This is a genomic window from Spiroplasma endosymbiont of Zeiraphera isertana, assembly GCF_964030805.1.
Lineage (GTDB): Bacteria > Bacillota_I > Bacilli_A > Mycoplasmatales > VBWQ01 > Spiroplasma_E.
Map to the genome: position 1 here is coordinate 1,806,668 of NZ_OZ034965.1, position 24,772 is coordinate 1,831,439.

General features: G+C 22.5%; 28 protein-coding genes and 2 pseudogenes. 18 read left to right on the forward strand and 12 right to left on the reverse strand.

Features of this window, described 5'->3' with window-relative positions; genetic code table 4:
* Positions 1–41: 41 nt before the first annotated feature.
* From AAHM78_RS12675 to AAHM78_RS12690, 4 genes and pseudogenes are all read left to right on the forward strand, one after another.
* Positions 42–227, forward strand: a complete 186-nt coding sequence (locus tag AAHM78_RS12675) for a hypothetical protein (RefSeq protein WP_342255183.1) — start codon at positions 42–44, stop codon at positions 225–227.
* A 47-nt stretch (positions 228–274) separates the two neighbouring features.
* Positions 275–667, forward strand: coding sequence for a transposase family protein (locus AAHM78_RS12680; RefSeq protein WP_342252835.1), 393 nt, complete (start codon positions 275–277; stop codon positions 665–667).
* Between the two features lie 166 nt (positions 668–833).
* Positions 834–1,091 (forward strand): annotated as a pseudogene (locus AAHM78_RS12685) (transposase family protein); the annotation flags it as partial.
* A gap of 594 nt (positions 1,092–1,685) precedes the next feature.
* Positions 1,686–2,000: a transposase gene (locus AAHM78_RS12690; protein ID WP_342253413.1), complete on the forward strand. Its 315-nt coding sequence runs from the start codon at positions 1,686–1,688 to the stop codon at positions 1,998–2,000.
* A gap of 385 nt (positions 2,001–2,385) precedes the next feature.
* Here AAHM78_RS12690 and AAHM78_RS12695 read toward each other — a convergent pair whose 3' ends face one another.
* The 5 genes and pseudogenes from AAHM78_RS12695 to AAHM78_RS12710 form a co-directional block, all read right to left on the reverse strand.
* A complete protein-coding gene (locus AAHM78_RS12695; protein ID WP_342253414.1) occupies positions 2,386–2,850 on the reverse strand; it encodes a hypothetical protein in 465 nt (154 codons plus the stop codon).
* Positions 2,851–3,103: 253 nt separating this feature from the next.
* The gene (locus tag AAHM78_RS12700) at positions 3,104–3,820 is read right to left on the reverse strand and encodes an IS1595 family transposase (protein ID WP_342253235.1); all 717 of its coding nucleotides are present in this window, start codon (positions 3,818–3,820) and stop codon (positions 3,104–3,106) included.
* Between the two features lie 42 nt (positions 3,821–3,862).
* Positions 3,863–4,126: pseudogene (locus tag AAHM78_RS17170) on the reverse strand (helix-turn-helix domain-containing protein); the annotation flags it as partial.
* A 17-nt stretch (positions 4,127–4,143) separates the two neighbouring features.
* Positions 4,144–4,518 (reverse strand): transposase family protein, encoded by a 375-nt coding sequence (locus AAHM78_RS12705; protein ID WP_342255056.1) that lies wholly within the window; start codon positions 4,516–4,518, stop codon positions 4,144–4,146.
* A gap of 50 nt (positions 4,519–4,568) precedes the next feature.
* Positions 4,569–4,961 carry a transposase family protein gene (locus AAHM78_RS12710; protein ID WP_342253415.1) on the reverse strand — a complete coding sequence of 131 codons (393 nt, stop codon included), beginning with the start codon at positions 4,959–4,961 and terminating at the stop codon, positions 4,569–4,571.
* 72 nt (positions 4,962–5,033) lie between these two features.
* On the opposite strand from AAHM78_RS12710, the gene AAHM78_RS12715 reads away from it, so the two are divergent.
* A complete protein-coding gene (locus AAHM78_RS12715) occupies positions 5,034–5,366 on the forward strand; it encodes a hypothetical protein (RefSeq protein ID WP_342253416.1) in 333 nt (110 codons plus the stop codon).
* A gap of 157 nt (positions 5,367–5,523) precedes the next feature.
* Here AAHM78_RS12715 and AAHM78_RS12720 read toward each other — a convergent pair whose 3' ends face one another.
* Complete coding sequence (locus AAHM78_RS12720) at positions 5,524–6,666, reverse strand: Mbov_0401 family ICE element transposase-like protein (RefSeq protein ID WP_342253417.1); 1,143 nt, start codon at positions 6,664–6,666, stop codon at positions 5,524–5,526.
* 120 nt (positions 6,667–6,786) lie between these two features.
* On the opposite strand from AAHM78_RS12720, the gene AAHM78_RS12725 reads away from it, so the two are divergent.
* From AAHM78_RS12725 to AAHM78_RS12785, 13 genes are all read left to right on the forward strand, one after another.
* Positions 6,787–7,170: a hypothetical protein gene (locus AAHM78_RS12725; RefSeq protein ID WP_342253418.1), complete on the forward strand. Its 384-nt coding sequence runs from the start codon at positions 6,787–6,789 to the stop codon at positions 7,168–7,170.
* Positions 7,171–7,321: 151 nt separating this feature from the next.
* Positions 7,322–7,861, forward strand: coding sequence for a hypothetical protein (locus AAHM78_RS12730; RefSeq protein ID WP_342253419.1), 540 nt, complete (start codon positions 7,322–7,324; stop codon positions 7,859–7,861).
* 12 nt (positions 7,862–7,873) lie between these two features.
* Positions 7,874–9,193 (forward strand): hypothetical protein, encoded by a 1,320-nt coding sequence (locus tag AAHM78_RS12735; protein ID WP_342253420.1) that lies wholly within the window; start codon positions 7,874–7,876, stop codon positions 9,191–9,193.
* A 2-nt stretch (positions 9,194–9,195) separates the two neighbouring features.
* The gene (locus AAHM78_RS12740) at positions 9,196–9,483 is read left to right on the forward strand and encodes a hypothetical protein (RefSeq protein WP_342253421.1); all 288 of its coding nucleotides are present in this window, start codon (positions 9,196–9,198) and stop codon (positions 9,481–9,483) included.
* Positions 9,452–10,174, forward strand: a complete 723-nt coding sequence (locus AAHM78_RS12745) for a hypothetical protein (RefSeq protein WP_342253422.1) — start codon at positions 9,452–9,454, stop codon at positions 10,172–10,174. The genes AAHM78_RS12740 and AAHM78_RS12745 overlap by 32 nt, the downstream gene beginning before the upstream one ends.
* 53 nt (positions 10,175–10,227) lie before the next feature.
* Positions 10,228–11,139 (forward strand): hypothetical protein, encoded by a 912-nt coding sequence (locus AAHM78_RS12750; protein ID WP_342253423.1) that lies wholly within the window; start codon positions 10,228–10,230, stop codon positions 11,137–11,139.
* Positions 11,140–11,658, forward strand: a complete 519-nt coding sequence (locus tag AAHM78_RS12755) for a hypothetical protein (protein WP_342253424.1) — start codon at positions 11,140–11,142, stop codon at positions 11,656–11,658.
* Between the two features lie 3 nt (positions 11,659–11,661).
* The gene (locus AAHM78_RS12760) at positions 11,662–12,012 is read left to right on the forward strand and encodes a hypothetical protein (RefSeq protein ID WP_342253425.1); all 351 of its coding nucleotides are present in this window, start codon (positions 11,662–11,664) and stop codon (positions 12,010–12,012) included.
* Between the two features lie 43 nt (positions 12,013–12,055).
* Positions 12,056–13,684, forward strand: a complete 1,629-nt coding sequence (locus AAHM78_RS12765; RefSeq protein ID WP_342253426.1) for a hypothetical protein — start codon at positions 12,056–12,058, stop codon at positions 13,682–13,684.
* A 4-nt stretch (positions 13,685–13,688) separates the two neighbouring features.
* Complete coding sequence (locus tag AAHM78_RS12770; RefSeq protein WP_342253427.1) at positions 13,689–15,170, forward strand: hypothetical protein; 1,482 nt, start codon at positions 13,689–13,691, stop codon at positions 15,168–15,170.
* Complete coding sequence (locus AAHM78_RS12775) at positions 15,164–16,519, forward strand: hypothetical protein (RefSeq protein WP_342253428.1); 1,356 nt, start codon at positions 15,164–15,166, stop codon at positions 16,517–16,519. Before AAHM78_RS12770 ends, AAHM78_RS12775 begins: the two co-directional genes overlap by 7 nt.
* The gene (locus AAHM78_RS12780) at positions 16,446–19,379 is read left to right on the forward strand and encodes a hypothetical protein (protein WP_342253429.1); all 2,934 of its coding nucleotides are present in this window, start codon (positions 16,446–16,448) and stop codon (positions 19,377–19,379) included. The genes AAHM78_RS12775 and AAHM78_RS12780 overlap by 74 nt, the downstream gene beginning before the upstream one ends.
* Before the next feature lie 81 nt (positions 19,380–19,460).
* Complete coding sequence (locus tag AAHM78_RS12785; protein WP_342253430.1) at positions 19,461–19,895, forward strand: hypothetical protein; 435 nt, start codon at positions 19,461–19,463, stop codon at positions 19,893–19,895.
* Positions 19,896–20,072: 177 nt separating this feature from the next.
* Here the strand turns inward: AAHM78_RS12785 and AAHM78_RS12790 are convergent, their stop codons facing one another.
* From AAHM78_RS12790 to AAHM78_RS12815, 6 genes are all read right to left on the reverse strand, one after another.
* A complete protein-coding gene (locus AAHM78_RS12790) occupies positions 20,073–22,769 on the reverse strand; it encodes a hypothetical protein (RefSeq protein ID WP_342253431.1) in 2,697 nt (898 codons plus the stop codon).
* Positions 22,770–22,964: 195 nt separating this feature from the next.
* Positions 22,965–23,150 carry a hypothetical protein gene (locus tag AAHM78_RS12795; RefSeq protein ID WP_342253432.1) on the reverse strand — a complete coding sequence of 62 codons (186 nt, stop codon included), beginning with the start codon at positions 23,148–23,150 and terminating at the stop codon, positions 22,965–22,967.
* On the reverse strand, positions 23,150–23,278 hold the full coding sequence (locus tag AAHM78_RS12800) for a hypothetical protein (RefSeq protein ID WP_342253433.1): 129 nt from the start codon (positions 23,276–23,278) through the stop codon (positions 23,150–23,152). The genes AAHM78_RS12795 and AAHM78_RS12800 overlap by 1 nt, the downstream gene beginning before the upstream one ends.
* On the reverse strand, positions 23,278–23,769 hold the full coding sequence (locus AAHM78_RS12805) for a hypothetical protein (RefSeq protein ID WP_342253434.1): 492 nt from the start codon (positions 23,767–23,769) through the stop codon (positions 23,278–23,280). The genes AAHM78_RS12800 and AAHM78_RS12805 overlap by 1 nt, the downstream gene beginning before the upstream one ends.
* Positions 23,762–24,484 (reverse strand): ERF family protein, encoded by a 723-nt coding sequence (locus AAHM78_RS12810; protein WP_342253435.1) that lies wholly within the window; start codon positions 24,482–24,484, stop codon positions 23,762–23,764. Before AAHM78_RS12810 ends, AAHM78_RS12805 begins: the two co-directional genes overlap by 8 nt.
* Positions 24,485–24,498: 14 nt before the next feature.
* Entirely contained in the window at positions 24,499–24,669 is a 171-nt protein-coding gene (locus AAHM78_RS12815) for a hypothetical protein (protein WP_338977476.1), read from the reverse strand.
* Positions 24,670–24,772: the final 103 nt, after the last annotated feature.

A 24,772-nucleotide genomic window follows, 5' to 3' on the forward strand; every position in this document is an offset into this window, starting at 1 on the left:
AAAAGAAACATCATTCTCTCAAATCCCAAATAATTATTGATATTTCCAATGGAAAAATTATTTCAACTGCTTTTTGTTTTGGAAGCATTCATGATTTTAAATTGCTTCTAAAATCTAAAACTTTTATTCATCCAGAAAAACAAGTTTTTGTTGATTCAGGTTATCAAGGTATACAAAATATTCATAAAAATACATTTTTGCCATTAGACTTGGTGCAAAACCTTTAATTTTAACAATTTAACGATTATTATTAATATTAAAGGTGATAGTTATTATGTTGAAAAAATATAAAGATGATCAAGAATTTTATAGTTTAGTCGGCATAAAGCCACAAACATTTTATAAAATGCTTGAAATTTTAAAAATTGCTGAGTCTAAACAAAAATATTATGGTGGTAGAAAAAATAAAATTGTAATTGAAGAGCGTTTATTAATGACTTTAGAATATTGAAAAGACTATAGTAGTTATAGAGTTATTGCAAAAAGATATAATATTAGTCATACTAGTTGCATTCGTAATATTTTTTGAATTGAAAATATTTTAATAAAAAGCGGAATTTTTAATTTACCTGGAAAAAAAGATTTAACAAAAAATAAAGGTACTAATAATAATTTGTTAGCTATTGATGCTACTGAAACTCCAATTGAAAGAATTAAAAAAAACTAAAATTACTTTTTTCAGGTAAAAATAAACATCATTCTCTCAAATCCCAAATAATTATTGATATTTCCAATGGAAAAATTATTTCAACTGATTTTTGTTTTGGAAGCATTCATGATTTTAAATTGCTTCTAAAATCTAAAACTTTTATTCATCCAGAAAAAAAGTTTTTGTTGATTTGGGTTATCAAGGTATACAAAATATTCATAAAAATACATTTTTGCCATTTAAAAAAAGTAAATACAATCAATTAACACCAATTCAAAAAGAATACAATAAAACTTTAAGTAAAATTAGAATTAAAATTGAACACGTATTTGCTAAACTAAAACGTTTTAAAATTTTAAGTTTAAAATATCGCAATAAAATACGAAGATTTGCATTAAGATTTAATTTAATAGCAGGAATATATAATTTTGAATTACCTTAGTTTTGCACCAAGTCTAATGATGAAAATCAAAGTAATTTTCAAAAATTATTGGAAATTATCCCCACATGTACGCGTGGGAGGAACAAATGAAATTTAATTAGTTCAACAACGTTTTTCAAACCGAACAACAATGTCTTGAATATATAGCAATGTTGAAAGAAACCAAATGCATACGGTGCTATAGTTCTACTTTGAATACTTCTGATTTAAAAAGAGTAAGATGCTTGAAATGTAATCAAACATTCAGTATCCTCTCTGGAACGATTTTTTCAAGGTCACAAATTCCTTTGACATCTTGGTTTTATCTCATTTTTCGATGAATAAATACCAAACATGGAATTCCATCAACAGATGTTGCAAAAGAATTGGGAGTGACCTATAAAACAACTTGAAGAATGTGTCATGAAATCAGGACTAGAATTTGAAATCAAGATGCAGGTTTCATTGTTGATGGCACAGCACAGATGGATGAAATGTATCTTTCACATTTAGGTTTTAAAAAACAAGGAAGATCCTTGTTGAATAAAACTTTGATTGTTGGAGTTTATGAGAAAACCAGCAACAAACTAATTGTGAAGGTGCTGAAAAATGCAGATGAAAAAAAACCTTTTAAGATTTGCATTGAAACACATTTTTACTGAGTGCTGTCTATTTACGGATTCTTGGAAGGGATATGTAAGTTTCAAAAACTTCTATCCCAAACATGAAATCGTAAATCATGAAGTTGGGTATGTGTCACCAACAGGTGTAAACACAAACCAGATTGAATCAGCATGAAAGCACATCCGACGAACTTTCCGAACACACATAAGAGTTTCAAAGCACAATATTCATTTATATGCAAAAGAATCAGCATATAAATTCAATAACATACCTAGTTTTGAAACTGTAATTTTGTGTTTGATTTAAATACATGCGGGGATAATTTCCTAGGTAGGCTTTTATCTCCATTTATGTGATAAAATTTAAAAATAGTACATAAAGGGATAAAAGCCAATTATTTTATAACATTATTATCGATTTTACTAAAAAAGATGAGACTGGGTTTGCTGGTGGTATTTTAGAATCAGATTATACTACAGCAATTTCAATAATAATTGAACATTTTGAAGAAATTAATCAATTTTTTAAAACTTTATCACAAGGCCAAGGTATAAAAATTATTACAAATAGAATTGGATCATGAGATAAAAATGATAATATGGGAATATTTAATCAGTAAAACCTAATTATAATTAAGTAATATTTAGTTTTTATTTTGATATTTTTTTCTAAAATTATTTTGAAAAAAATATTAATTTAAAATTCGTGGTTTAGATTGAAAAGTATTACTAATACCATTATTACCACTATTACTATCAACAGTATTATTTATAATTGGCTTAATACGCATATCAAATATAGTAATAGCAACATTTTTAATACTAATAAAAAATTGCTTTAAAAAATCTAATTGTTCAAATGTAAAATTTAGTTCTTGGTTAGTAATCAAATCATTAATTTTTTTAATATCATAATTATTTTCATAATATACAGCAAAATTATCACATTGATTTTGTTTGATCAACATAAAAAAAGAATCAATAGTATTATTATCCAACTCTTCAATTGGTAATGCTTTTAAAATTTTAGGTTCAGTATCATTATAAGTTGTTGTTACTTTATATAAAATTTTTAAATCATTATCAATTTTATATTTTTCTAATTTATAATTTTTTAATTGATTGTTATCATTAACATAATATGATTTGTTTGCCACTTGATTACCACCTTTAAATAAAATAAATCCTTTTTCAATTTAAATAAATGAAAAGAGATTTAAAAAATCAAGTATTAGTTCTTATTTAATTTTACAACTAAATTATTTAGAAATAAAGTAAATCTATAATAAAATAATATATTTTATTATAGATTTAAATTTAATTTGGCTTTTATCCCTTTATGTACTATTTTTAAATTTTATCACATAAATGGAGATAAAAGCCTACCTAGGAAATTATCCCCGCATGTATTTAAATCAAACACAAAATTACAGTTTCAAAACTAGGTATGTTATTGAATTTATATGCTGATTCTTTTGCATATAAATGAATATTGTGCTTTGAAACTCTTATGTGTGTTCGGAAAGTTCGTCGGATGTGCTTTCATGCTGATTCAATCTGGTTTGTGTTTACACCTGTTGGTGACACATACCCAACTTCATGATTTACGATTTCATGTTTGGGATAGAAGTTTTTGAAACTTACATATCCCTTCCAAGAATCCGTAAATAGACAGCACTCAGTAAAAATGTGTTTCAATGCAAATCTTAAAAGGTTTTTTTCATCTGCATTTTTCAGCACCTTCACAATTAGTTTGTTGCTGGTTTTCTCATAAACTCCAACAATCAAAGTTTTATTCAACAAGGATCTTCCTTGTTTTTTAAAACCTAAATGTGAAAGATACATTTCATCCATCTGTGCTGTGCCATCAACAATGAAACCTGCATCTTGATTTCCAATTCTAGTCCTGATTTCATGACACATTCTTCAAGCTGTTTTATAGGTCACACCCAATTCCCTTGCAACATCGGTTGCTGGTATGCCATGCTTTGTGTTTATTCATCTAAAGATGAGATAAAACCAAGATGTCATTTGGGTCTGTGACTTATAAAAAATGGTTCCATAAAGAATACTAAATGTTTGGTTACAGTTCAAACATCGTATTCTTCTCAAATCAGAAGTATTCAAACTAGAAGAAGCACACCTGATGCATTTCATTATTTTCAACTTCGCTATATATTTCAAACAATCGTTTTCAGTTTGAAATATGCTATTGAATTCATTTCAATTCATTTTTTCCTCCACACCAGTACATGTGGGGATAATTTCCATTATTAATTTTCTGCCTGCATTTTGTTTATTTTTTTGAAATTGATTCAATATTTCTAATGGCAATAAGTTTTTATTTAATAATCTACAAACTCTATGTACAGTTGATTTACTATAATCAACAATTTTTGCTATTTTACGAATCGAAAATCCATAATTTTTATATTAGACTTGGTGCAAAACTAAGGTAATTCAAAATTATATATTCCTGCTATTAAATTAAATCTTAATGCAAATCTTCGTATTTTATTGCGATATTTTAAACTTAAAATTTTAAAACGTTTTAGTTTAGCAAATACGTGTTCAATTTTAATTCTAATTTTACTTAAAGTTTTATTGTATTCTTTTTGAATTGGTGTTAATTGATTGTATTTACTTTTTTTAAATGGCAAAAATGTATTTTTATGAATATTTTGTATACCTTGATAACCTGAATCAACAAAAACTTGTTTTTCTGGATGAATAAAAGTTTTAGATTTTAGAAGCAATTTAAAATCATGAATGCTTCCAAAACAAAAAGCAGTTGAAATCATTTTTTCATTGGAAATATCAATAATTATTTGGGATTTGAGAGAATGATGTTTCTTTTTACCTGAAAAAAGTAATTTTAGTTTTTTTTAATTCTTTCAATTGGAGTTTCAGTAGCATCAATAGCTAACAAATTATTATTAGTACCTTTATTTTTTGTTAAATCTTTTTTTCCAGGTAAATTAAAAATTCCGCTTTTTATTAAAATATTTTCAATTCAAAAAATATTACGAATGCAACCAGTATGACTAATATTATATCTTTTTGCAATAACTCTATAACTACTATAGTCTTTTCAATATTCTAAAGTCATTAATAAACGCTCTTCAATTACAATTTTATTTTTTCTACCACCATAATATTTTTGTTTAGACTCAGCAATTTTTAAAATTTCAAGCATTTTATAAAATGTTTGTGGCTTTATGCCGACTAAACTATAAAATTCTTGATCATCTTTATATTTTTTCAACATAATAACTATCACCTTTAATATTAATAATAATCGTTAAATTGTTAAAATTAAAGGTTTTGCACCAAGTCTACTATGGCTTCGGGTCTTTTTTCTAATAAAAATGTAAGATTGAATTCTAATTGTTTATCATTTGAAATTATTTCATATCAAGATGATAACATAGAAAGTGTTAATCATGAATATAATCAAATGGAGAAAATAATCAAAGATAATACAGGAAGTATTAACAGAGATATTAAATCATTTAATGCTATCTTAAAGCCATATATTGATAATGTTTTTAAGAATAGAAAAGACATTTTGTTAAAAAGACAAAAAGCTTTTACTGGACTTAAAATACCCCTAAAACAAAATAAAAATATGTCAGAGACTTTTGGGTGAGTAAAGTTAATAGTTATAATTTAATTTTCTTTAAATAAAAGACAATATTAAATTATTTAATTGTATTTACATTATATACTATTTTATATTATTTTACAAGTTTTTTAGTGTATACATTTTAATTATTTTAAAACTAAAATTCCTAACTATTTAGGTTTAAGATTTATTAAATTTTAACAATTTAAAGTAAAAGATTTAATTTATTAATTCTTGCTGAATTAATTATAAGCATATTATCAAGTACTTTATCATTATAAATTTTAGCACCATATCCTTTTAAAGATTTAACAAGATGTGAAACATCACTTTCAGCACAAACACCTTGATTTCAATTTTCTTTTTGATTTATAACTCCTTCTTTATTATTTTTAAAATATTTATATATTTGTTCATCAACTTTATTTTCTTTTAAAAAATCTAATAATTGATAATATTCACCATTAACAAATAAATCATATGCATTTGTTAATTTTTTATTATCTACTTTTCTATTAAAAATAAATCCTTTTTTAAGTGCTTTAAATGCATGATGTCTATCAATTACATAAGGAATATTCTCATTTTTAGCAGTAGTTTTAATTCAAGGCGCACCATCACCAATAAATACTAAACTACTTTTAGTATAAATATATTGTAAATCAAGAAATTCATAAATTTTATCAATTAATTCTTGTCTTTTAATTCTTTGACCATTTTTAGTTTTCATATAAGTAATTTTTTTATCTTTTAAAACATTTCTACTTTTAGTAGACTTTTCTAAATCTTTACCTTTATTTGCACTAATTATTCGAATACGATTTTTTTGCTTTTTATTATTAAATAATGAAGATATAAAACAATCATCCATATTTATAAATAATTTTTCAGTTGGTAATACTATTTTTTTCTCTTTTATTTCTTCAACTCCTATTATTGCATTTTTCATTACATTAGTCATATATGTTTTTGAAAAATTACTATTTTTTATTATATCTTGTACATCAGATTGTCTTTTACCATTACCTGAATTTTTTATTATTGTATGTTCTAAATTAGTTAATGTCCTTTTTCTTTTTTTAATTTTTATATAATCATCTAAAGGATAATAATATTCATTAGTTTCTAATATTAAATAACATCTACGATAAAAGTCATTAATTTTACCATATTGAGTATTTGGACTTCTTGGAGCAGTTTTAACATATTTATATTTAGTTTTATCATATATATTTTGATGTCAAAAATCATCATATGATTTTAATAGATTTGTGAAATAATTTAAACCATTATTTTTAATTTGATTATCAAGTTCATCATAATTAAGTTCATTACTAAGAAAATTCATAATATTATTTCCTTTCTTAATTTATGAAATGATTATAGTAATAATTATTATTAAAGTGGTGAAATATGATTTTATGAAAATGTTATAATTAGTATATAAATATTGAATATAGGTGATAATATGCCAGCAAAAAGAAAAGAATTAGGTAATTATAAAGAAAAGATAAATGAATATTTTAGAGATAATAAAAATGTTCCAACTAGAATGACAAAAACTGGTTTAAATTTAGCATTAGGAATTGATAGAAAATATATATTTGATTGCCGACGCTACCAGACAAAATGACAACAAAATTTCTTGAAAGATTATGATAAAGCATGTCAAAAAATTGCTAATTATTTATTACGAAATACTATGAAAGACCCAAAATATCAATGAGAATATTTAAGAAAATGTCATCCAGAAGAATTTGATGATTTACAAAATAATTTAGAAGAACATAACACACAAAGTAATATAATTATTAATATTTCTGAACCAAGAAAAATAGAAAATAATGATTAGAAACCTATAATAAATATAGGTTTTTTTGCTTTATTTTAAAAGATAAAAATGATATAATTGAATAAAGTGAATATGTTAAATTAACATATATAAAAGTGACCTATTAACCAAGTGAATTATTAAAATTTTATTAACAAGGGAGATTAAAAGTATGAGTGATTTTACTTTTGATGAAAAAGAGAATTATAGTTTAGATGATGTTAAAAATTTACTAAAACAACATAGAAATGTAGTATATGCTGAAAGTAAAAAAGATATTGAACCTAAATTAACTAAATTAACTGAATATGAAACAAAAATAAAAGAATATGAAAATAAAATTAATAGTTTTGAAGAGCAACAATTATTTTCTAATATTAAAGATACTAAAAAAGTAAATTTAATTAAAAATTTAATGAGTACTGATAATTATAAATCTTTATCTAAACAAGAAGCATTTAATAAAATAAATGAAGATTATAAAGAATTTTTAATTGATAAAACATCAGAACCTATTAAACAAGAAAATAAACCTAATTTAAATGATTTTAATCCTAAAACTCTTTTAGATTTACATACAAATAGTATTAATCCAGAAGAATTAGAAAGAAAATTAAATGAAAAAGCAAAAACTACAGGTATTACTGATGTTAATGAATTAGAAAAACTTGTAAATTTAGCAAGAGGAAATGCACTTCAATCTATTAAATAGAAAGAGGAAAATATGGCAATTCCACAAATACCTAAAGCATTTATTATTGGTGGTAATTCACCTACTGAAAATGCTGTTTTAAGTGTACTTGAAGCACAAGTTCGTGGTGAATTAACTGCTGAATTAAGTACTTTATTTATGAGAAATACTGTTACTGCTGACCAAATAGCAAATATTAGTGGTGTAGCAATGGCAATATATAGAGCAACTGTTCGTGTATTATGAGGTTCAACATGAGATGAATTTACTGGTACTAAAAGACAAAAAGGAACAGTTAAAACAACAACATTAATTATTGATAAAGAATTAACAATTGATTTTAATATTCCAGAATTTGATATTGAAAGATTTATGACTTCACCAGCAAATGTAGCAACACAAATTGTTTCAAATTGAACAAGTTCATTTATGAGAAATTTAAGAGAAAATTTTGAATTAATATTTTTACAAGGTACAAAAGATTATGCAATTGCTAAATCATTAGTATTACCTTTAAATTTAAATAATATGACTAAAGAACAAGCATTAAATGCATATTATACAATTGGAGAAAAAAATAATAAATTAATTAAAAAAGTAGATGATATTACAGTTGGTATTAATAAAGCAGATTTAACTGGTGCTTGTGGTATTGATAGTAGTTTTAATTTAGCAAAAGCATTTACATTATTAAATTATGGACAAATTGCTGCAAATACTTTAGCAACTGGTAAAAGATATACAAATCAAATTATGGGTATGGAATTTTATGAAAGTTTTTATTTAGAACAAGATTTTATACATGATACTGTTTCTGGTATGCATTTAGAAAAAGATTATAAATTATTAGAGTTATTTGGAGTAGTTTATAACAGATATATGTGAGGTATGCCTATTTCATTTACTAAAGTAAGAAATAAATTAGATAATGCTACAGATAATATTCGTATTATTGGTAAAGCATTATATTCATTACCAGCAGCAATAAGACCTAATTTAATGTATATAATTCAAGAAAAAATGCCAACAATAGATGAAATTAAAGAAGCAAGAACAAAAAATTATAAAGTTGATGCAACTAATATTAATGCAACTTATCAATCAACTGATTATGATAATATGAATATTTTAGATTTACAAGATGTAATTTATTATAAAAATTTAGGAAAAATTACTATGGCAGGAACTACTCCTACTAATGATGAATTAGAAACTGTAATAGTAAATATTGGTAATAATGGTTATGAAAAAGGTAAAGTAACATTTAGTAATATTACATCAACAAGTGCTACTATTTCTGGTAATAATAAAGATTATTATGGAACAGTAAAATTAGAATTTACTAAAAAATAATTATGGAATTTATATATAAATATTTTGATGAAAAAGCACATATTACTATTTATTCTGCTAAACCAGAAGATTTAACTACAAGTAATGATATTAGAGCAATTTTATTAGATGAATATCCTAAATTAAGAAATGATTATTTTATAGTAAGTGATGTACATGATAATTATGCTATATGTGTTGGAGATAATATTCATTGTGAAGGTAAAGTAATTATTAAAATAGAAAAACAAACTAATTTATTAAAAGGAGTAAATGAAAATGCCAAATGACATCACTATACAATCAAGTAATTATACTTTATTAAAGATAATTCGTTCTTCAATAAGTCCTTTATCAGCAATGATTGGTACAAGTGCTTATTATGGTCAAGTAATTTCAAATCCAATATTGGGTTCAATTAATAGTTTATTATTTGGTAAAAAATTAGGTTTAGATATTTGAAATTTAAATCAAAGACCAAATACTAAAACTAAATTAATTAATAGTTCTAAAAAAATCTTATTAGGTTTAGGAACAATTGGATTAGCAAATTATGCTAAATTTATTAATAATTCAATTAATCCAAATCCTAATCCATTTCCAGATTTATTATTAAAAAATAATAAATTAATGGATTGAGATACATATATTAGTTTAAATGCTTATGGTATTTCAAATCTTATTAATGGAATTACAGAATTAATTCCTAATAGATTTGAAACTATACGTAAAATAGCAAATATGGGTACTGGTGGTTGTTTGATAAGTAGTGGTGTTGCTATGGGTATAAATAATGATTTTAATAATGCTTATGCAGTATCTACTATTATTGCTGGTGCAAGTGAAATTATTCATAATTTATTACCTATGGAAACTACACATAATAATCAAGAAATGCAAGAAACAACATTTACTAACGAAACTACAAGATTAATTAATGATAATAGATTTACTATTAATAGTGAAACAACTAGTCAATATGGTAGTGATAATATGAGTTAAGTAATATTAGATAATGCTTCATTAAATTGAGATTATAACCATATGAGTTTATAATGTTCCCTTTAATTATTGAATGAATATATTATGCATTAGCAAGTAATGATATTAAATTAGCATTAATAAATGCTTTAAAAACTTATTATAAAAATCAATCATTAAAAGCAGTATTTGATAGTGAAAATGTTAATGAAAATGAAATACATCAACCTTATTCATTTTTAAATCCAAATATACTTAAAAAATTAATAAGTATATTAAAACCAAGTGAATTAACTATATTACAAAATGAAATTAGTAAATTTAAAAATCCAGTAAATAGTTTTAAAAAATCTATTATGCCAACAGAAATTAGAACAGTTAAAAATTATGTAAATAAATTTGATAATTTATTTAAAGAAAATGAAGAAGAAATACCAGATAATGCATGGGAAGTATTATCAAGTTCATGATTTAAAAAAGGAAAATTTATTGTTGATAATAAAAATTTAAAAATTGGAACTTTAACAACATTATTTCAAAGTGATAATGATAAAAGACAAATATGATATGGTCCATATACTTATCCAGCATTTCCACAAGAAATATGAATATTAATGACACAAGCAAAAGGTAAAAATGGTACTGGTGCTGGAACTATATTTTGAAAATTTTGAAATAGAAAATGATTACCAAGTGAATTAAGAAAATATGTTAAAAGTCAATTAGCAAAAAAAGGTAAATATTATGGTTCACAAGATACTAAAGTAATTTATCCAAATAATATTAATGTACAAAAAACTATGAATTTTATTAATAGATTAGAAAAAGGATTTTTTAAATTAAAAGAATATAAAACTTTATCTAAAAATGAAATTGGAAGTAATCAATGAAGATATGAAAGAAAACAATTATTAAAAAATTCTTTACATACAAATAAATATATAAAAATTAAAAGAAATTCTAATTTTTATAAAACATGAAAGTAGGTGGTAATTATTATTGAATTAGATAAACCAATTAAACCAATTGGTATATGAAATACTATTAATCCATTAAGTAAAGATAATAAAGAATATAAAAGATTAAATAAGATTTGATTTAATAAAAATAGTACTCATATTGATAAAATAAAAATTTTAATATCAAATATTTTAAAAATAACTAGTCATATTATTGGTATGTTAATAACATTATTTTTTACAATAACCCCTTGATTAATACCTAAAATACCAATATCAATAGGAATAGGTAATTATACTAATGAATATAATTTTACTTGACCTGACCATTTAATATTAACTTTATTTCCTATGTTTGGTCATATTGGTTTAAATATTATTACTAAATTAGGTAATTATGGAAAATTAATTAAATATACTTTAATAACTATTCCAATTATTATTACAAGTCCTTATTTAATATATGAATATAAACATATTAGAAAACATAAAAAAGAATGTCAATTATGTAAACAACATTCAAATAAAATACAATTGGAGGAATAAAAAATGAATTTATCAAAAGAATTAATAGTAGCAGTATTAAGTGGAGCAATAACTAGTGGAGTTATAGTTACTATTGTTTGACTTTTCTTATATAAATTTATTAAAAAATCAAAACAAAATAAAATATCAAAAGAATTAAAAAGAGATAAAGAAATTCAATTTATTATTGAAAATATTAAACAAATAAATTCTCAATTACAATTAGAAACTACATCAGTTGCAAAATTACTTGATAGTTTTAATAATGATAATGAAAAAGATGAAGTATTTAAAAATACTATTATAAGTCAAAGAGCAAAACGTAAAGAATTATCAGAAAAAGATAAGAAAAAAGCAACTAAAGTTGGAATTTAAAGGGTTTAAATACCCTTTATTTTACATTAAGGAGTAAATTATTATGGCTATTAAAGACCCAATTTTATTTATAACAGTTGAAGAATTTAAAAATTCTAAATATTTTAATGATTTATTATTTGATAAAGTTACTACTCCAGATAATGAAATTTGATTTGCAATATCTGTAGCAAGTAGTAATATTGATTATTTAAGTGGTTTTACTATTTCAAAAAAATGACCAGAAATAACACCAACTGATTTTACAGATAATATTCAAACAGCAACTACTCATTATGTTAGATTTTTATTAACTAAAGATGTAGATTATTTACGTGGTCAAGGTTCAATTAGTCAAGGTGGATTAACTTATAGTGAAACTAATCCAGATGACCCTTATTTTATACCACCAGAAGTATTTAATTGTTTAAGAAAAATTAAAGAATATCCAAATATTAAAGGTTTTAATTTAAAAGGTATGGAACCACAAAAAAATAATTGATTTAATAAATTTATTTCAAATTGTGGTGAAGATAGTCCATTAAATGCATACATACCTTATAATAATATAAAATCATTAGATTCTAGAACTAAAATTACTATATCACATCCAGAAAATATGTTAAGACCAATAGTTAATATTGATACTAGTGGTATTAATACAAGTACTACTATACCAAAATTTAAAAGTCCTAAAGAAACTATAGATATTAAATATTATGAATCTAATCATACTGTAAATGCTGATATTAGTAATAAAATACAAAATGAAATAGATAAAAAACAAAATAAAAGTGAAACAGTTTTTATTTGAAAAAGTAGTGTTGGTGCAAGCGGTAAATATGATGGTGGTGGCTATTTAAGTATGTCTAATAAGCAAATTACTAGTCTTGGAACTCCTACATCACCAAGCGATGCAACTACAAAACAATATGTTGATGATAAAATACCTAATTTAACTGATTATTATAAAAAAGAAGAAACTGATAATAAATTGTTATTAAAACAAGATAAATTAACTGCTGGTGAAAATATTAAGATTGATGAAAAAACTAATACTATTAGTGCTACTGGTGGTAGTTGTGAATCATTATGAATGATAGACCCTAATTCACCTAATATTATTCAACCTAAAGAAAAAAGAATTATTACTTCAAATAATACTAGAATTGTTTATATAGCAGACCCTACACAACCACAAGATGCTATTAATTTGCGAACTTTAGATAAAAAATTAGAAGATGTAAAATCACAATTTCCAATTGCCTTTCAAACATATGTTATTGCTTCTGATGTTCCTACATTAGAAACTACTAATAAAACAGTTGTTGGTGCTATTAATGAATTAAATAAAAAACAACCACAACCAACTCCAATTCCGCCAAGTGGTTCAAATTGAAAAGAAGTAGGAACAAGAGAGAAAAATAAATGAGATAATTGACAAATTACTTATGATTTTCAAGGGAATAAACATTATAGAGTTTATTATTCTTGAAGTATATATAATCCAGTTTATACGATTCAAGAATTTATTATAACTGATAAAAAAATTGCTGGTGTACAAATACAAACTTATAATGATAGTGTTAATATATTAATTTTGTCAGTTCAACATGCAAAATTGATTACTATTTATAGTGGAAAAGGTAATTTAAAAGGTAATCCATGAAAATTAGAAGAATTACAGGAATAATATTATGAATAAAGAATTTACTTATTTACATGAAATTAGTTATTGATTATTAAATAAAAGTGATTTTACTCATAGTGAATATAATTTAAGTGGTAGTAGATATTCAAGTAAAACATATAGTATTGCAGAAGAATTAGCAATATTAATTGCTATTTCAATTAAAATGAATAAATCAATTGCTATATATTGTTTTAGAAAATTAAATAAAGATATTAATGATTTAGTTAAAGAAATATATAATGCTTTAATAACAATTCATTTTAATGATTATAAAGATTTTACTTTAAAATATCCAAATAAACAAGCAGATTTTCGTTTTAAAGGTAGTAAATCATTTATTAGAGTTATGGGTGTATATAGTAATTCAAATGATAGAATACCACTTAAAGGGCTTTCTCGTAGTGAAATAAAAGGTTTTGATTTAGCAATTGAATGATGTGAAGAAGCAAATGAATTTAGTCAACAAGAATTTCAAGCGATTACATTTGCATTAGGTAATGCTAAAAAAAGAATTAAAATAAAAAGTTGTAATCCAGATAATATTTATCAATATTTTATTGAATATATGAATAAAATTGTACCTTTTAATTTAGATATTATGAAATCTAATAATGAACAAATTAAATCAGTATTTGATAATAATATTTTTAAATTATTTCATTATTCAAATTGAAAAGTAAATGCTCATAATTTGACATTAGATATGATTAATGATTTAGAAGAATTAAAAGTATTAGACCCTATTAAAGCACAAAGTTGATATTATGGTGTTCCTAGTATTCTTACTGGTGCTATATTTGCTAGATATCTTGATAAAGTAGGTACTAAATTAGATTTTCAAGTACAAAGATTAAGTGGTGGTTTAGATATTGGTATGGCAACAAGTAGTAGTGGTCATCCAACTGCTGCTTCATTATGATTTATTGGTGAAAATGATAAATGTAGAAGAGCGCATAAAGAAAGTGAATTTTATCATAGTAATGTTACTATGCAATATAAGGATACTGATACTTTAGCAAATGATATTATTAATTATTATATTAATGAAAGTAAACGTTATATAGCAATGTTATTTGGTTTTATTTGTTATGTTGATTATGGTAATGGTGGATTAGTATTTATTGATGTTTTAAAAAGTTGAGTTAAAAAACGTAATATAACATGATTAAAATTTATAGCAGTAGATAAATCAATTTTATATTTAAATGATAGAATTGATTTTACAACAATTTGTATGCTTAAAAATATTATTAGTTTTAATTGAGAAAGATGTATTGAAAGTAAAAGACAATATAGTTTAATGCAATGATTAGATAAAAAGAAATTAGATAGTAATAATAATACTCCTAAAATGTTAGATTTACATGATGATACTTGAGATAGTGATATGTATGCTTTAATGCATGAAATGAAATGATTAATTAATGGTATTAATAATAAATTATTAATTAATAAAAATAAATTTAATGGTGATGAATTATGATAAATACAATGGAATATTTAAGTTGTGATAAATCAAATTGATATATTGATATACCTATGATTATTGCTCAAAAATCAACTAAATTATGATTAGGTAAAGGATTTTTATTTAATTCAAGTAAAAAAGAAATATTAGATTATTTAAATGAAATGAATTTAAAAGATAAATGATTAGAAAAATTTTATAAATTTGGTTTACAAAATAGTTTAATGGGTAAAGTATTTATTATGATTATAATTAATGAAGATAATAGTAAATCACTTAAAATATTACCTAATAGTTTTTGTGGTAGAGTTGCTAAATATAATGAACAAGAGCAATCAGCAGAATTTTATTTTATTAATGAACAAGCAGATAGTGCAACTTTAACATGAGTAACAATACAAAATGGAAAAGTTAAATATGAAACTTATAAAGATAATAATAAAGATATTATTTTAGGTTCTACACGTACTAAATTAAAACCAAATATTACTCCTTTAAAAATTTATGAAATTAAAAATCCATTTAATTATATACCTATTTTTGAAATAACTAATTTACCAATTATAAATTTATATGGTAATGCAACTACTTTAAATGCTTATCCAGATTGTACACCAGTATGAGATTTAATTTGAGATTTAAATCGTGTAATTAGACAAAAAAGATTAGAAAGAGAATTAAATGTTACTACTTTATTTGCTGCTTTAGATAATGAAACAGTTAAAGAAATGCAAGAAAATGGTAATATTATTGAAAATCCTAAAAAAGATATGTTTGTTAATGTTGGTAGTGCTGGATATGATAAAAATGGTAATGGTGGTATGCAAATTATTCAAGGTAATCCAAAATTTAATGAATATTGATTAGATTATAATGGTACTGCTAAAGTAATATTTAATGGTGCTGGTTATGATTATGATGAACATGGTAATGATGTTTATACTAATAAAACACAAAGTATGTTTAATAATAAATATGATATGGAAACAACAGAAATAAAAATAGCATTTTATAGTGCTTATTTTTATCGTATATTTGATTTATTACTTATTAGTGAAAATTTATGAAATGGAAATGGAGAAAGACCTTATAGTTTTAAATTTATACCAATTGCTATGACTGACCAAATAATACAAGACCAAATTATTAATTCAAGATTAAATAATGGCACAATGACAATAATTGAAGCAATTGGTGAATATGATAATATTGACCAACTTATGGCTGAAAATAAATTAGAAAATATTATTAATGAAAATCAAAAATTAAATAAAGATTTAGGAGGTAATGATAATGAGCAAACATCAACAAATTCAATTAATGAAACACGCACACATGAGATTAAAAATCCAACAAATAATGATTAAAAAACAATCACATTGAAAAATATTTCCATTTATTATAAATAATGGTGCAATACCTTTAACTGAAACTGGTTATAAACCAATTAATAGTAAAATAAGTGATTTTGGTCAATATGAATTAATATTAACTGGTAATACTCCAGTTGTTTGTATTTGAAAAAATAGTACAAAAATATATCAAAAAAATAAAGGTAAAATTGACCCAGTAACTCATAAAATTACAGGTCAAGATGAATTTTATACAAAAGAATATAAAATTGGTGATTATTGAAATGCTTATTTAATTGATGATACAAGTGGAGTTGATTTTAGTAATTTACCAAATAATCAAATATTTAAAACAGTACAAACTAAAAGACAATATACTTTAGTAATGTTTGAAGAACATATTACAATTGATGATTATTTACAATTTTTTGTAATATTTAATGATGAAAATGAAAATATTGGTGGTAATAGTGGTAAAAATCAAGATAGACAATTATTATATATTTCAAATGTAACAAATTATTATAGTCCTTATAATGGTGCATTTAGTATGCAAGTATTAACTTTTAGTAGTTTAAATGATAGAGTAATTAGTAGTGGTCAAAATACACTTGATTTTGTACAATATGCAAGCCCAGGTAGTGGTTATGCTTTTCCTACTATTCAAGAAGGAAAAGTAACATTAAATCGTACTTTAATGCGTGATATAGGAGTAAGATATAGTCATAGACAAAGTTATGGATTAGAATTATTAACAAGTTGTTATTATTATGGAAGACCAATAATTCAAGGTCAAGAACCAATACAACAAAATAATGAAGAAATATTTGAAAGTAAAGTATTTGCTTCAAGAAGATTATTTATTGCTGGTAATAATGAAAAATCTACAACCGATATTAAAAATAATGGTGGTTTACTTGCTGGAATAAATGATAAAATAACAACAAGTAGTCATCCAGAAACTACATTTTATAATATTATGGATGCTAAACCAACTGGATTTACTAATTTTAAAAATTTTACAGAATGATTAAAAACTTCATTAAATTTTCAAGATAATTTATTTGTAACAAAAGATTTTAAAGGTATGCTTTCTTTTGATAAAGATAAAGCAACTAAAAGTAATGGTACATCAGTAGGAGAAGCAAAATTCTTTTGAGATAGTGAATGAAATATAAATAATATTTCTGGTAATTATAATGTTGATATGAGTAGTAATTTTAAATATAAAGACCCAGATACTCATTTAATTATAGGAAGTCCAACTGTAGATTATAGTAAAATATCACAAAAATATATGTCTGCTATATTAAATTTTAATTCAGTTGTATTTAGTCCTTTAATACAAATGCCTTATGATTCAAATCAATGATTACCATTTGCTTTAAGTGATATTCCTTTAATAGGTAAATTATTAAATGCTTTAACATTAGGTATTTGAAGTAGTTGAGTTATTACGCAAAATGTTCAACAATATAAAAAAATGTTATATTTTAATGGTTTTATGAGTGCATTTTTTACAAGTAATTTAGAAAGTATTATTGGTAATGGTGGCTTAATTCCTTTAAATGCTTTTACAAATGATAATGATTTTACTATTGGTAAATTATTAGGTGCAAATGTTTCAACAACTGCTATGACAATGAAATTAAGTGATAGAATAAGTGTTTATCCATGAGACCCTACTACTGGTCAAAAATTAACTACAAAAGAACAAATAAGTACAGTTGATTTATCACAAAAGAAAAATAATAAAGCTTATATTTTAGCAGAAGATACTGAATTTTTAGATATTGCTTCACCATTTACAAATGAAGATAAAGATTGTCAATGAAATCCAACAAGTAATGGAGTTATTGATGGTTTAAATTATGCTTATATTATTGATACAATTGTAACTCAATCATTACATCAAGGAGAAGAAAGACATACATTTTATAGTGATAATCCTTTTACTTATCAAGGTGATTATAATGAAATATCAGTTGCTCAGTTTAGATATAATAATATGGGTTATTTAACTGGTAATGCTTTTAATTGAACTACTTTATATAAATTAAATCATGATGAATATGAAGAAAGTGAAGAAACTACATTTAGTTATCCTGCAAAAATATTACCACCAAGTCCACAAAATATAGCAAAAAATATAACAATTTTAAGTTCAAAAGAAGTATCTGCAAAATATATTAATCAAAATGTAAATTTAATTAGTTCTAAAATTACAAATAATTATTCTAATTGATATGGTAGTACTGAAATTGGTGATATAAATGAAAATGATTTAAAAGTTTATTCTATTGATTTAAAATCATTATTAGACCCTACATTATTAATCAATACTTTTAATGATTTAAAAAGATATTATAAATCAATAACTATTGAATATTATATAAATGCTGATTTAACTACTAATTTTCCTATACAAGGTTTTAATTACAATGCTTCATTTCAAAATCCAGATAATGTAACAACTACTAAAACAATTTTATTAAATGATTTATTATTTAATAATCATTTTTCAAGAATAATGAAAAATGATTTTATTCATAATAGTTGAGAAAGTCCACGTGGCCGTGGTTATATTGCTTATGCTTATTCACAATCACAATGAACTTATGTATTTCAAAAAGCAAAATTTAAAATACAGTTTAATGGTCAAGGAACAAATTATAATAATGTATTAGATTATATTCCTTTATGTGGTATAAATTTTGATAATTCATCAAATAGTTTAATATGAAATATTGGTACTTCAACTTCTTATTTTGAGTTAGATTGTACACCAAATGAAATTGATAATAGAATTGGTAATATAAAAAATGGAAATAACAATTCTTTAATAATTAATAAAATTGTGTTAAATGCAAGATAAAAATTATTTTTTTGTTATAATTTCTTATGATAGATTAGATAAATTAGGTTATATTAATTATAATAAAAGGGGTATTTTCATATGAAACGTATTTTAAAGTTATTAAGTATTATTAAATTAACAACAATATCAGTGACAGTCACTACTGCTTGTGGCATTGAACAAGGTCTTCCACAAAATTTTCCAGCAAAATTTGATAAAATTAGTAAATTTAATGTTATCATTATTAATATGTCAATTCCAGTAATGGATTTAAAACTTTATAAAAGTGATGTATTAGATAATGCCGGCTCTCTTAATGATTTTTATAATAAAGAAGGATATATAAAAATTGAAATTAGCGGAACAATGTTTAGTAAATTTTTAAATGTATATGGATTAAATATGAATAATACCAAAAGTGAAATAAAAGATAAATTAAATAATACTATTGTTTCAAATGGTAATATTACTATTGTTAAATATGCACCTTATGTTAATTTTTATTATCTTAATGATTTTTCTGGTAAAGTCTAATCCAAATAACATTCCATCAAAATCTTAAAATAATGTATAATAAAAAGACTTACATAAGTAAGTATATGAAATAAAAAAGTTCTCAAACTTATATTAATTTTTATATAATTAGGTTGGCACCTAATTAAAAAGTTACCAATTAAGGTAACTTTTTTTATTTATATTTTTAAATTTTAATTATATACTTGTTATATTACTTTTAGAGAAATTAGGTTTATTATCAATTGCTAAATTTTGTTCATGATTAATAGATTTTGTATAATCATCAGTTCATTTATTTTCATTTTTTTCTTCATAAATTTCTCTTCTTTTTCTATCATTTGGATTTGGAATTTGAGTTTCAAATGTATCATAATCATCATTATACAATCTAATACCATTACCAATATTAGTAAATAAATATCCTCCTCAAGAAGAACCTCACGAATATGCCCATTGTCTAGATATTAATTGTAAAAAATAATTATTATTTTCTCAATAAAATGTTAAGCCTAAAATTTGACCATATTCCATTCCAGAACAACAACCTCATTCTCATTTTCCATAATCTTCAAGTCTCATTTTAAATTTACTTTGATCAACTGAATTAGAATCAGTAATTTTTTCATTTATAATTAAATCAGTAATTTTTTTTCCATTCAATTTATTTGCTTTATTTATATATTTTGTTTCAGAACCTCATGTTAGTCTTGATGAAAAATCAGAATCTTTACCTAAAAATTCAAATTTTTTAAAGTTTTCAATAGGAATAATTTTGTTCAAGTTAAATGTTTTTATAATTTTAATATAATTACCTGGTCCATGATTTCATCAATCCAAGTATACAGATTGTGCTTCTTTTTTTTCATTATAATATAATATTAATTCTTTATTTAAATCACAACTTTCCATGCCTGTTTTTTCAGAACCTCAACCAACTAAATTTAAATGATAAAATTCACATTTATCATTAATTACATAAGCACTACCATTTCCATCTAAAGTAATACTTTTTATTGGAAAATTTAAACCTTCAAATTTATGTACTTGACCTCCAGGATAAATTAAATATACACCATTTTCAGTTCCAACATAAATAGTTCCTGCTTTTAAATTACCACCTTGTGTATTTTCATCTAAAACTTTTATAGCGGTTATTACATCATTATTTTTTTCATTATCTATTTTTTCAACTATATTTTTGAATTGTTCTTCACTAATATTATCAGTATTTGTTTTTTCTGAACCTCAATCATATAAATTTAAGTGATAAATTTCATCTTCTTGATTAGTGACATAAGCATTGTTAAATTTTTCATCAAAGATAATATTTTTTATATTGATATTTGATATTATGTTATTAACATTACCGTTTTGATGAATTGTATAAAGACCTTTAGTTGTTCCTAAAAATATATAACCTTTTTTAACATATGGATTTACAGTACTATCATTTTCTAAAACTTTTATTGTTGTTATTTTTCCTTGAATTTTATCAATTTCTGGTTTTAAATCACAAAACTTTTCATGTCAATATTTATTTGTTATATCTCTTTTTCCTCTAGTACAATCTCTATCTATTTTATATAATAGAGGAGAAATCAATAAAAAAATCCTAATTCCAGTTTGCAATAAAAGTCTTGTAACAGTATCTATTGATGTATTTTCTAAATGGTTTAATACTTCAGTCATAAAATTTCTTTCAGAAAAATTTCTAATTCTGTTTAATCTTTGATTAATTTGATTTCTGATTTGTATATATAAGTCAGTTTCACCATATTCATTATAGACTCTATTAAGGAACAATGCTAGGTGTGTTTGAGAATATTGACCTCATCTTATTAATAATTGATAATTATTGTTGCTATTTAATCCAATTGAAAAATAATTTCTATTAATAATTAATTCCCTATTTATGATATTTTCTCACTCTCTAAATCTTAATGCTTCAGCTGTCATTAAAATAACTCTACCTAATGATAACGCTAAACTTCCTAAAGGACGTTCTGTATCAACATTTATATCAATCGTTAATCTTAAAAAAGCATTATAAATATTAGTTCAATAAATATTAGTATCTTCACTTGGCAACAGATGTCTATAAGCATTACCAATATGATTTAACATTATAGAATTTATATTAGGTATCGTTGTTAATTGTGGATTGTATCGACCAGAAGGAGTTCCTAAATTAGGATTAAAATAATAATAAGTTTCAATATTTGATGTATGTGAACCAGTATCATGATGATTTATTATAAAACCTTGAATATATAAAGCATCTGCACTTAAAACTAATTCTAATTCTAATTCTATTGGATTGCTTTGTCCATTTTGTTCTTGTATAATTCGGACTGGAAGTCGAAAATAACCATAATTTGTTTCGGGATTTAAAATATATAATTGATTATCAGTTGCAGGAATATTTAATAATATATTGTTTTGAGCTAATTCATTAATTATAGCTTGAAAACTTGTTCGATATTGTTCAGGATTATTTAATCTAATAATTAATCTTTCACTTAATTGAAAAATTGCTCTACTTGGTCTTGGATGTGGTGTCACTTGCTTTTTAATTCTTCTACTTTTTTCATGTCTATGTTTATGTGTACTTGTTTCTAATTCTTGATTTGAAAATGAATCTAAATATGATTGATAAAAAGGGTCAATATTTTGATTTGTTTCATTTAAACTATATGATTGATAATTATTACTTGAATTTGTATAACTAATTTCTTGATTTATTGATTCTAAACTACTAGTATTTTTGCTAGCTCAATCTTTAATATTTTGATTATCAATTGACTTAGCATATATACCTTCACTTTTAGAATTAAAAAGTGGTGCAGATAATAATCATAATTTAAATCAATAAGTTGGATTAAAATATTTCATTATAAATATTTCCTTTCATTAATAAATATGTGTTAAAAACAAAAAAGAAAAAACTAGTCTAATTTCAACGAATTAGAAAGGCTCTTCTTTTTATTTTATCTATTTAAATAAAAATATTTTCATTAAGTTTTTAACAATTTAATTATATACATAAAAATTTTAAAATGTGAAAATATAATTTTTTTAAAATTTAATTTAATTATTTTTATAATATTCTTTAATTTCTTTTATTTTATTATTAAAATCTAATTTATGTTTTTTACACATTTTAAAAAATTGAATTGTAGTATCTTCTAAATCTAAAGTTTTTAAAGTAATTAATACTTTACTATTACAATTTTTAACAATACATTTAAGTAATACTTTTTCTTGTTTTTGCATTAATTATTTTCCTTTTTACAATTACATAAATTAATTGATATATTTAATTGTTTTATTTTTTTTAAATTTTCTGATGATTCAATAATTGCATTTTTTGTAAAAATATCCATTTCAAATTCTATTTTCATTATTTATTTTCCTTATTTAAATAATATCAACCAATTAATAAACTATCTGCTTCATCATGATTATTAACGGTTATATTTCAATTATTAAAAGTAATTAAATCTTTAACTAATATTAAAGAATATTCTTTTTTTCAATTACTATAATCTATTGTGATATTTTTATAATTTTCTTTATATCAACTTTTTCATTTACTTGGACTAATAAGCATATTTTTTGTTAATAATTTATTAAATGTTCCTGCAATAAAACCTCTTAAATGTTCTTGAGTTTCATAACCAATACCATTTTTTGAATGAAAAGTACCACGTTCTATTAATAAATCATATTCATTAATATCAATTAAATAACTTATTTGTTTTTGTATTTTTTTTCAATCATAATTATAATTTTTAAAACTATAACTATTTATTCATATTGGTTTTTTATTTTCTCATAATGTAAATCCAGTATTTTTAATACTTGGGTCAATTGAAAGTAAATAATTATTCATAATTTCTATACTCATTTTTATTATTATTTTTTAAATTTTTAAATCTTTCACGAATTTCTTTAAATTTATCAAATAATACTTTTAAATAATTTTCACCCATTAATATTAAAAAATCTTTATTATTATTTGGATTTAATCTTTCCATATCTTCTCTTATACATTCATCAAATAAAACTGTATTTGTAATCATATATTTTTCAAAATAATCTAATTGTTTTTCACTTGGTTCTCATTTTTCATTAGACACTTTTATATTATTACTATAACTTTGTTGTTTATTATTATTTGTAATTAAATTAACATTATCATTATCTGGGTCAAGTTCATCTTCACTTAATAAAAGTAAATTCATTAAAAAATATCTATAAGCATAAGTTTCTGCACTACCTTTTGCTTTTGCTATATCTGTATTTTTAGCACAAGCAAGTATATCAAAATATTTTACTTCTTTATCATTATCTAAATCTATAATTGTATATCTTTTAAAATAAGTTATTTCTACTTCTTTAGTATCTAAATAATTTATTTTTCTATCAGTTGTTAATATATCTTCATGTGTAATAACAATATTTAATTCCTTACATAATAATTTAAATTTATTAAAAATATCACTTAATAATCAATATTTATAATTTCCAAATTTATTAAAACCATTTTTAGGTGTACTACCAATTTCTAATTGTAATTTAAGTATTTTTTTATATAAATTATTCATTATAATCACTCTTTCTATTTTTTATTTTTTTTAATTGCATTTTTAATTAAATTTCTTACAAATTCAGATACAGTTATATCTTTTTCTTTACAAAAATCTTTTAAGTTTTGAAATTCTAATTCTCTAAATCTAATTATTAATATTTTATTTAATAATTCTTTTTTAGATATATTTTTAGGTGACATTATTATTCACTACTTTCTTTTTTAAAAGCATTTTTAATACTTTCACCATATATACCATTTTCAATATCTTGAAAAAATTGTTGTAAATTATTTGTTATTTCTT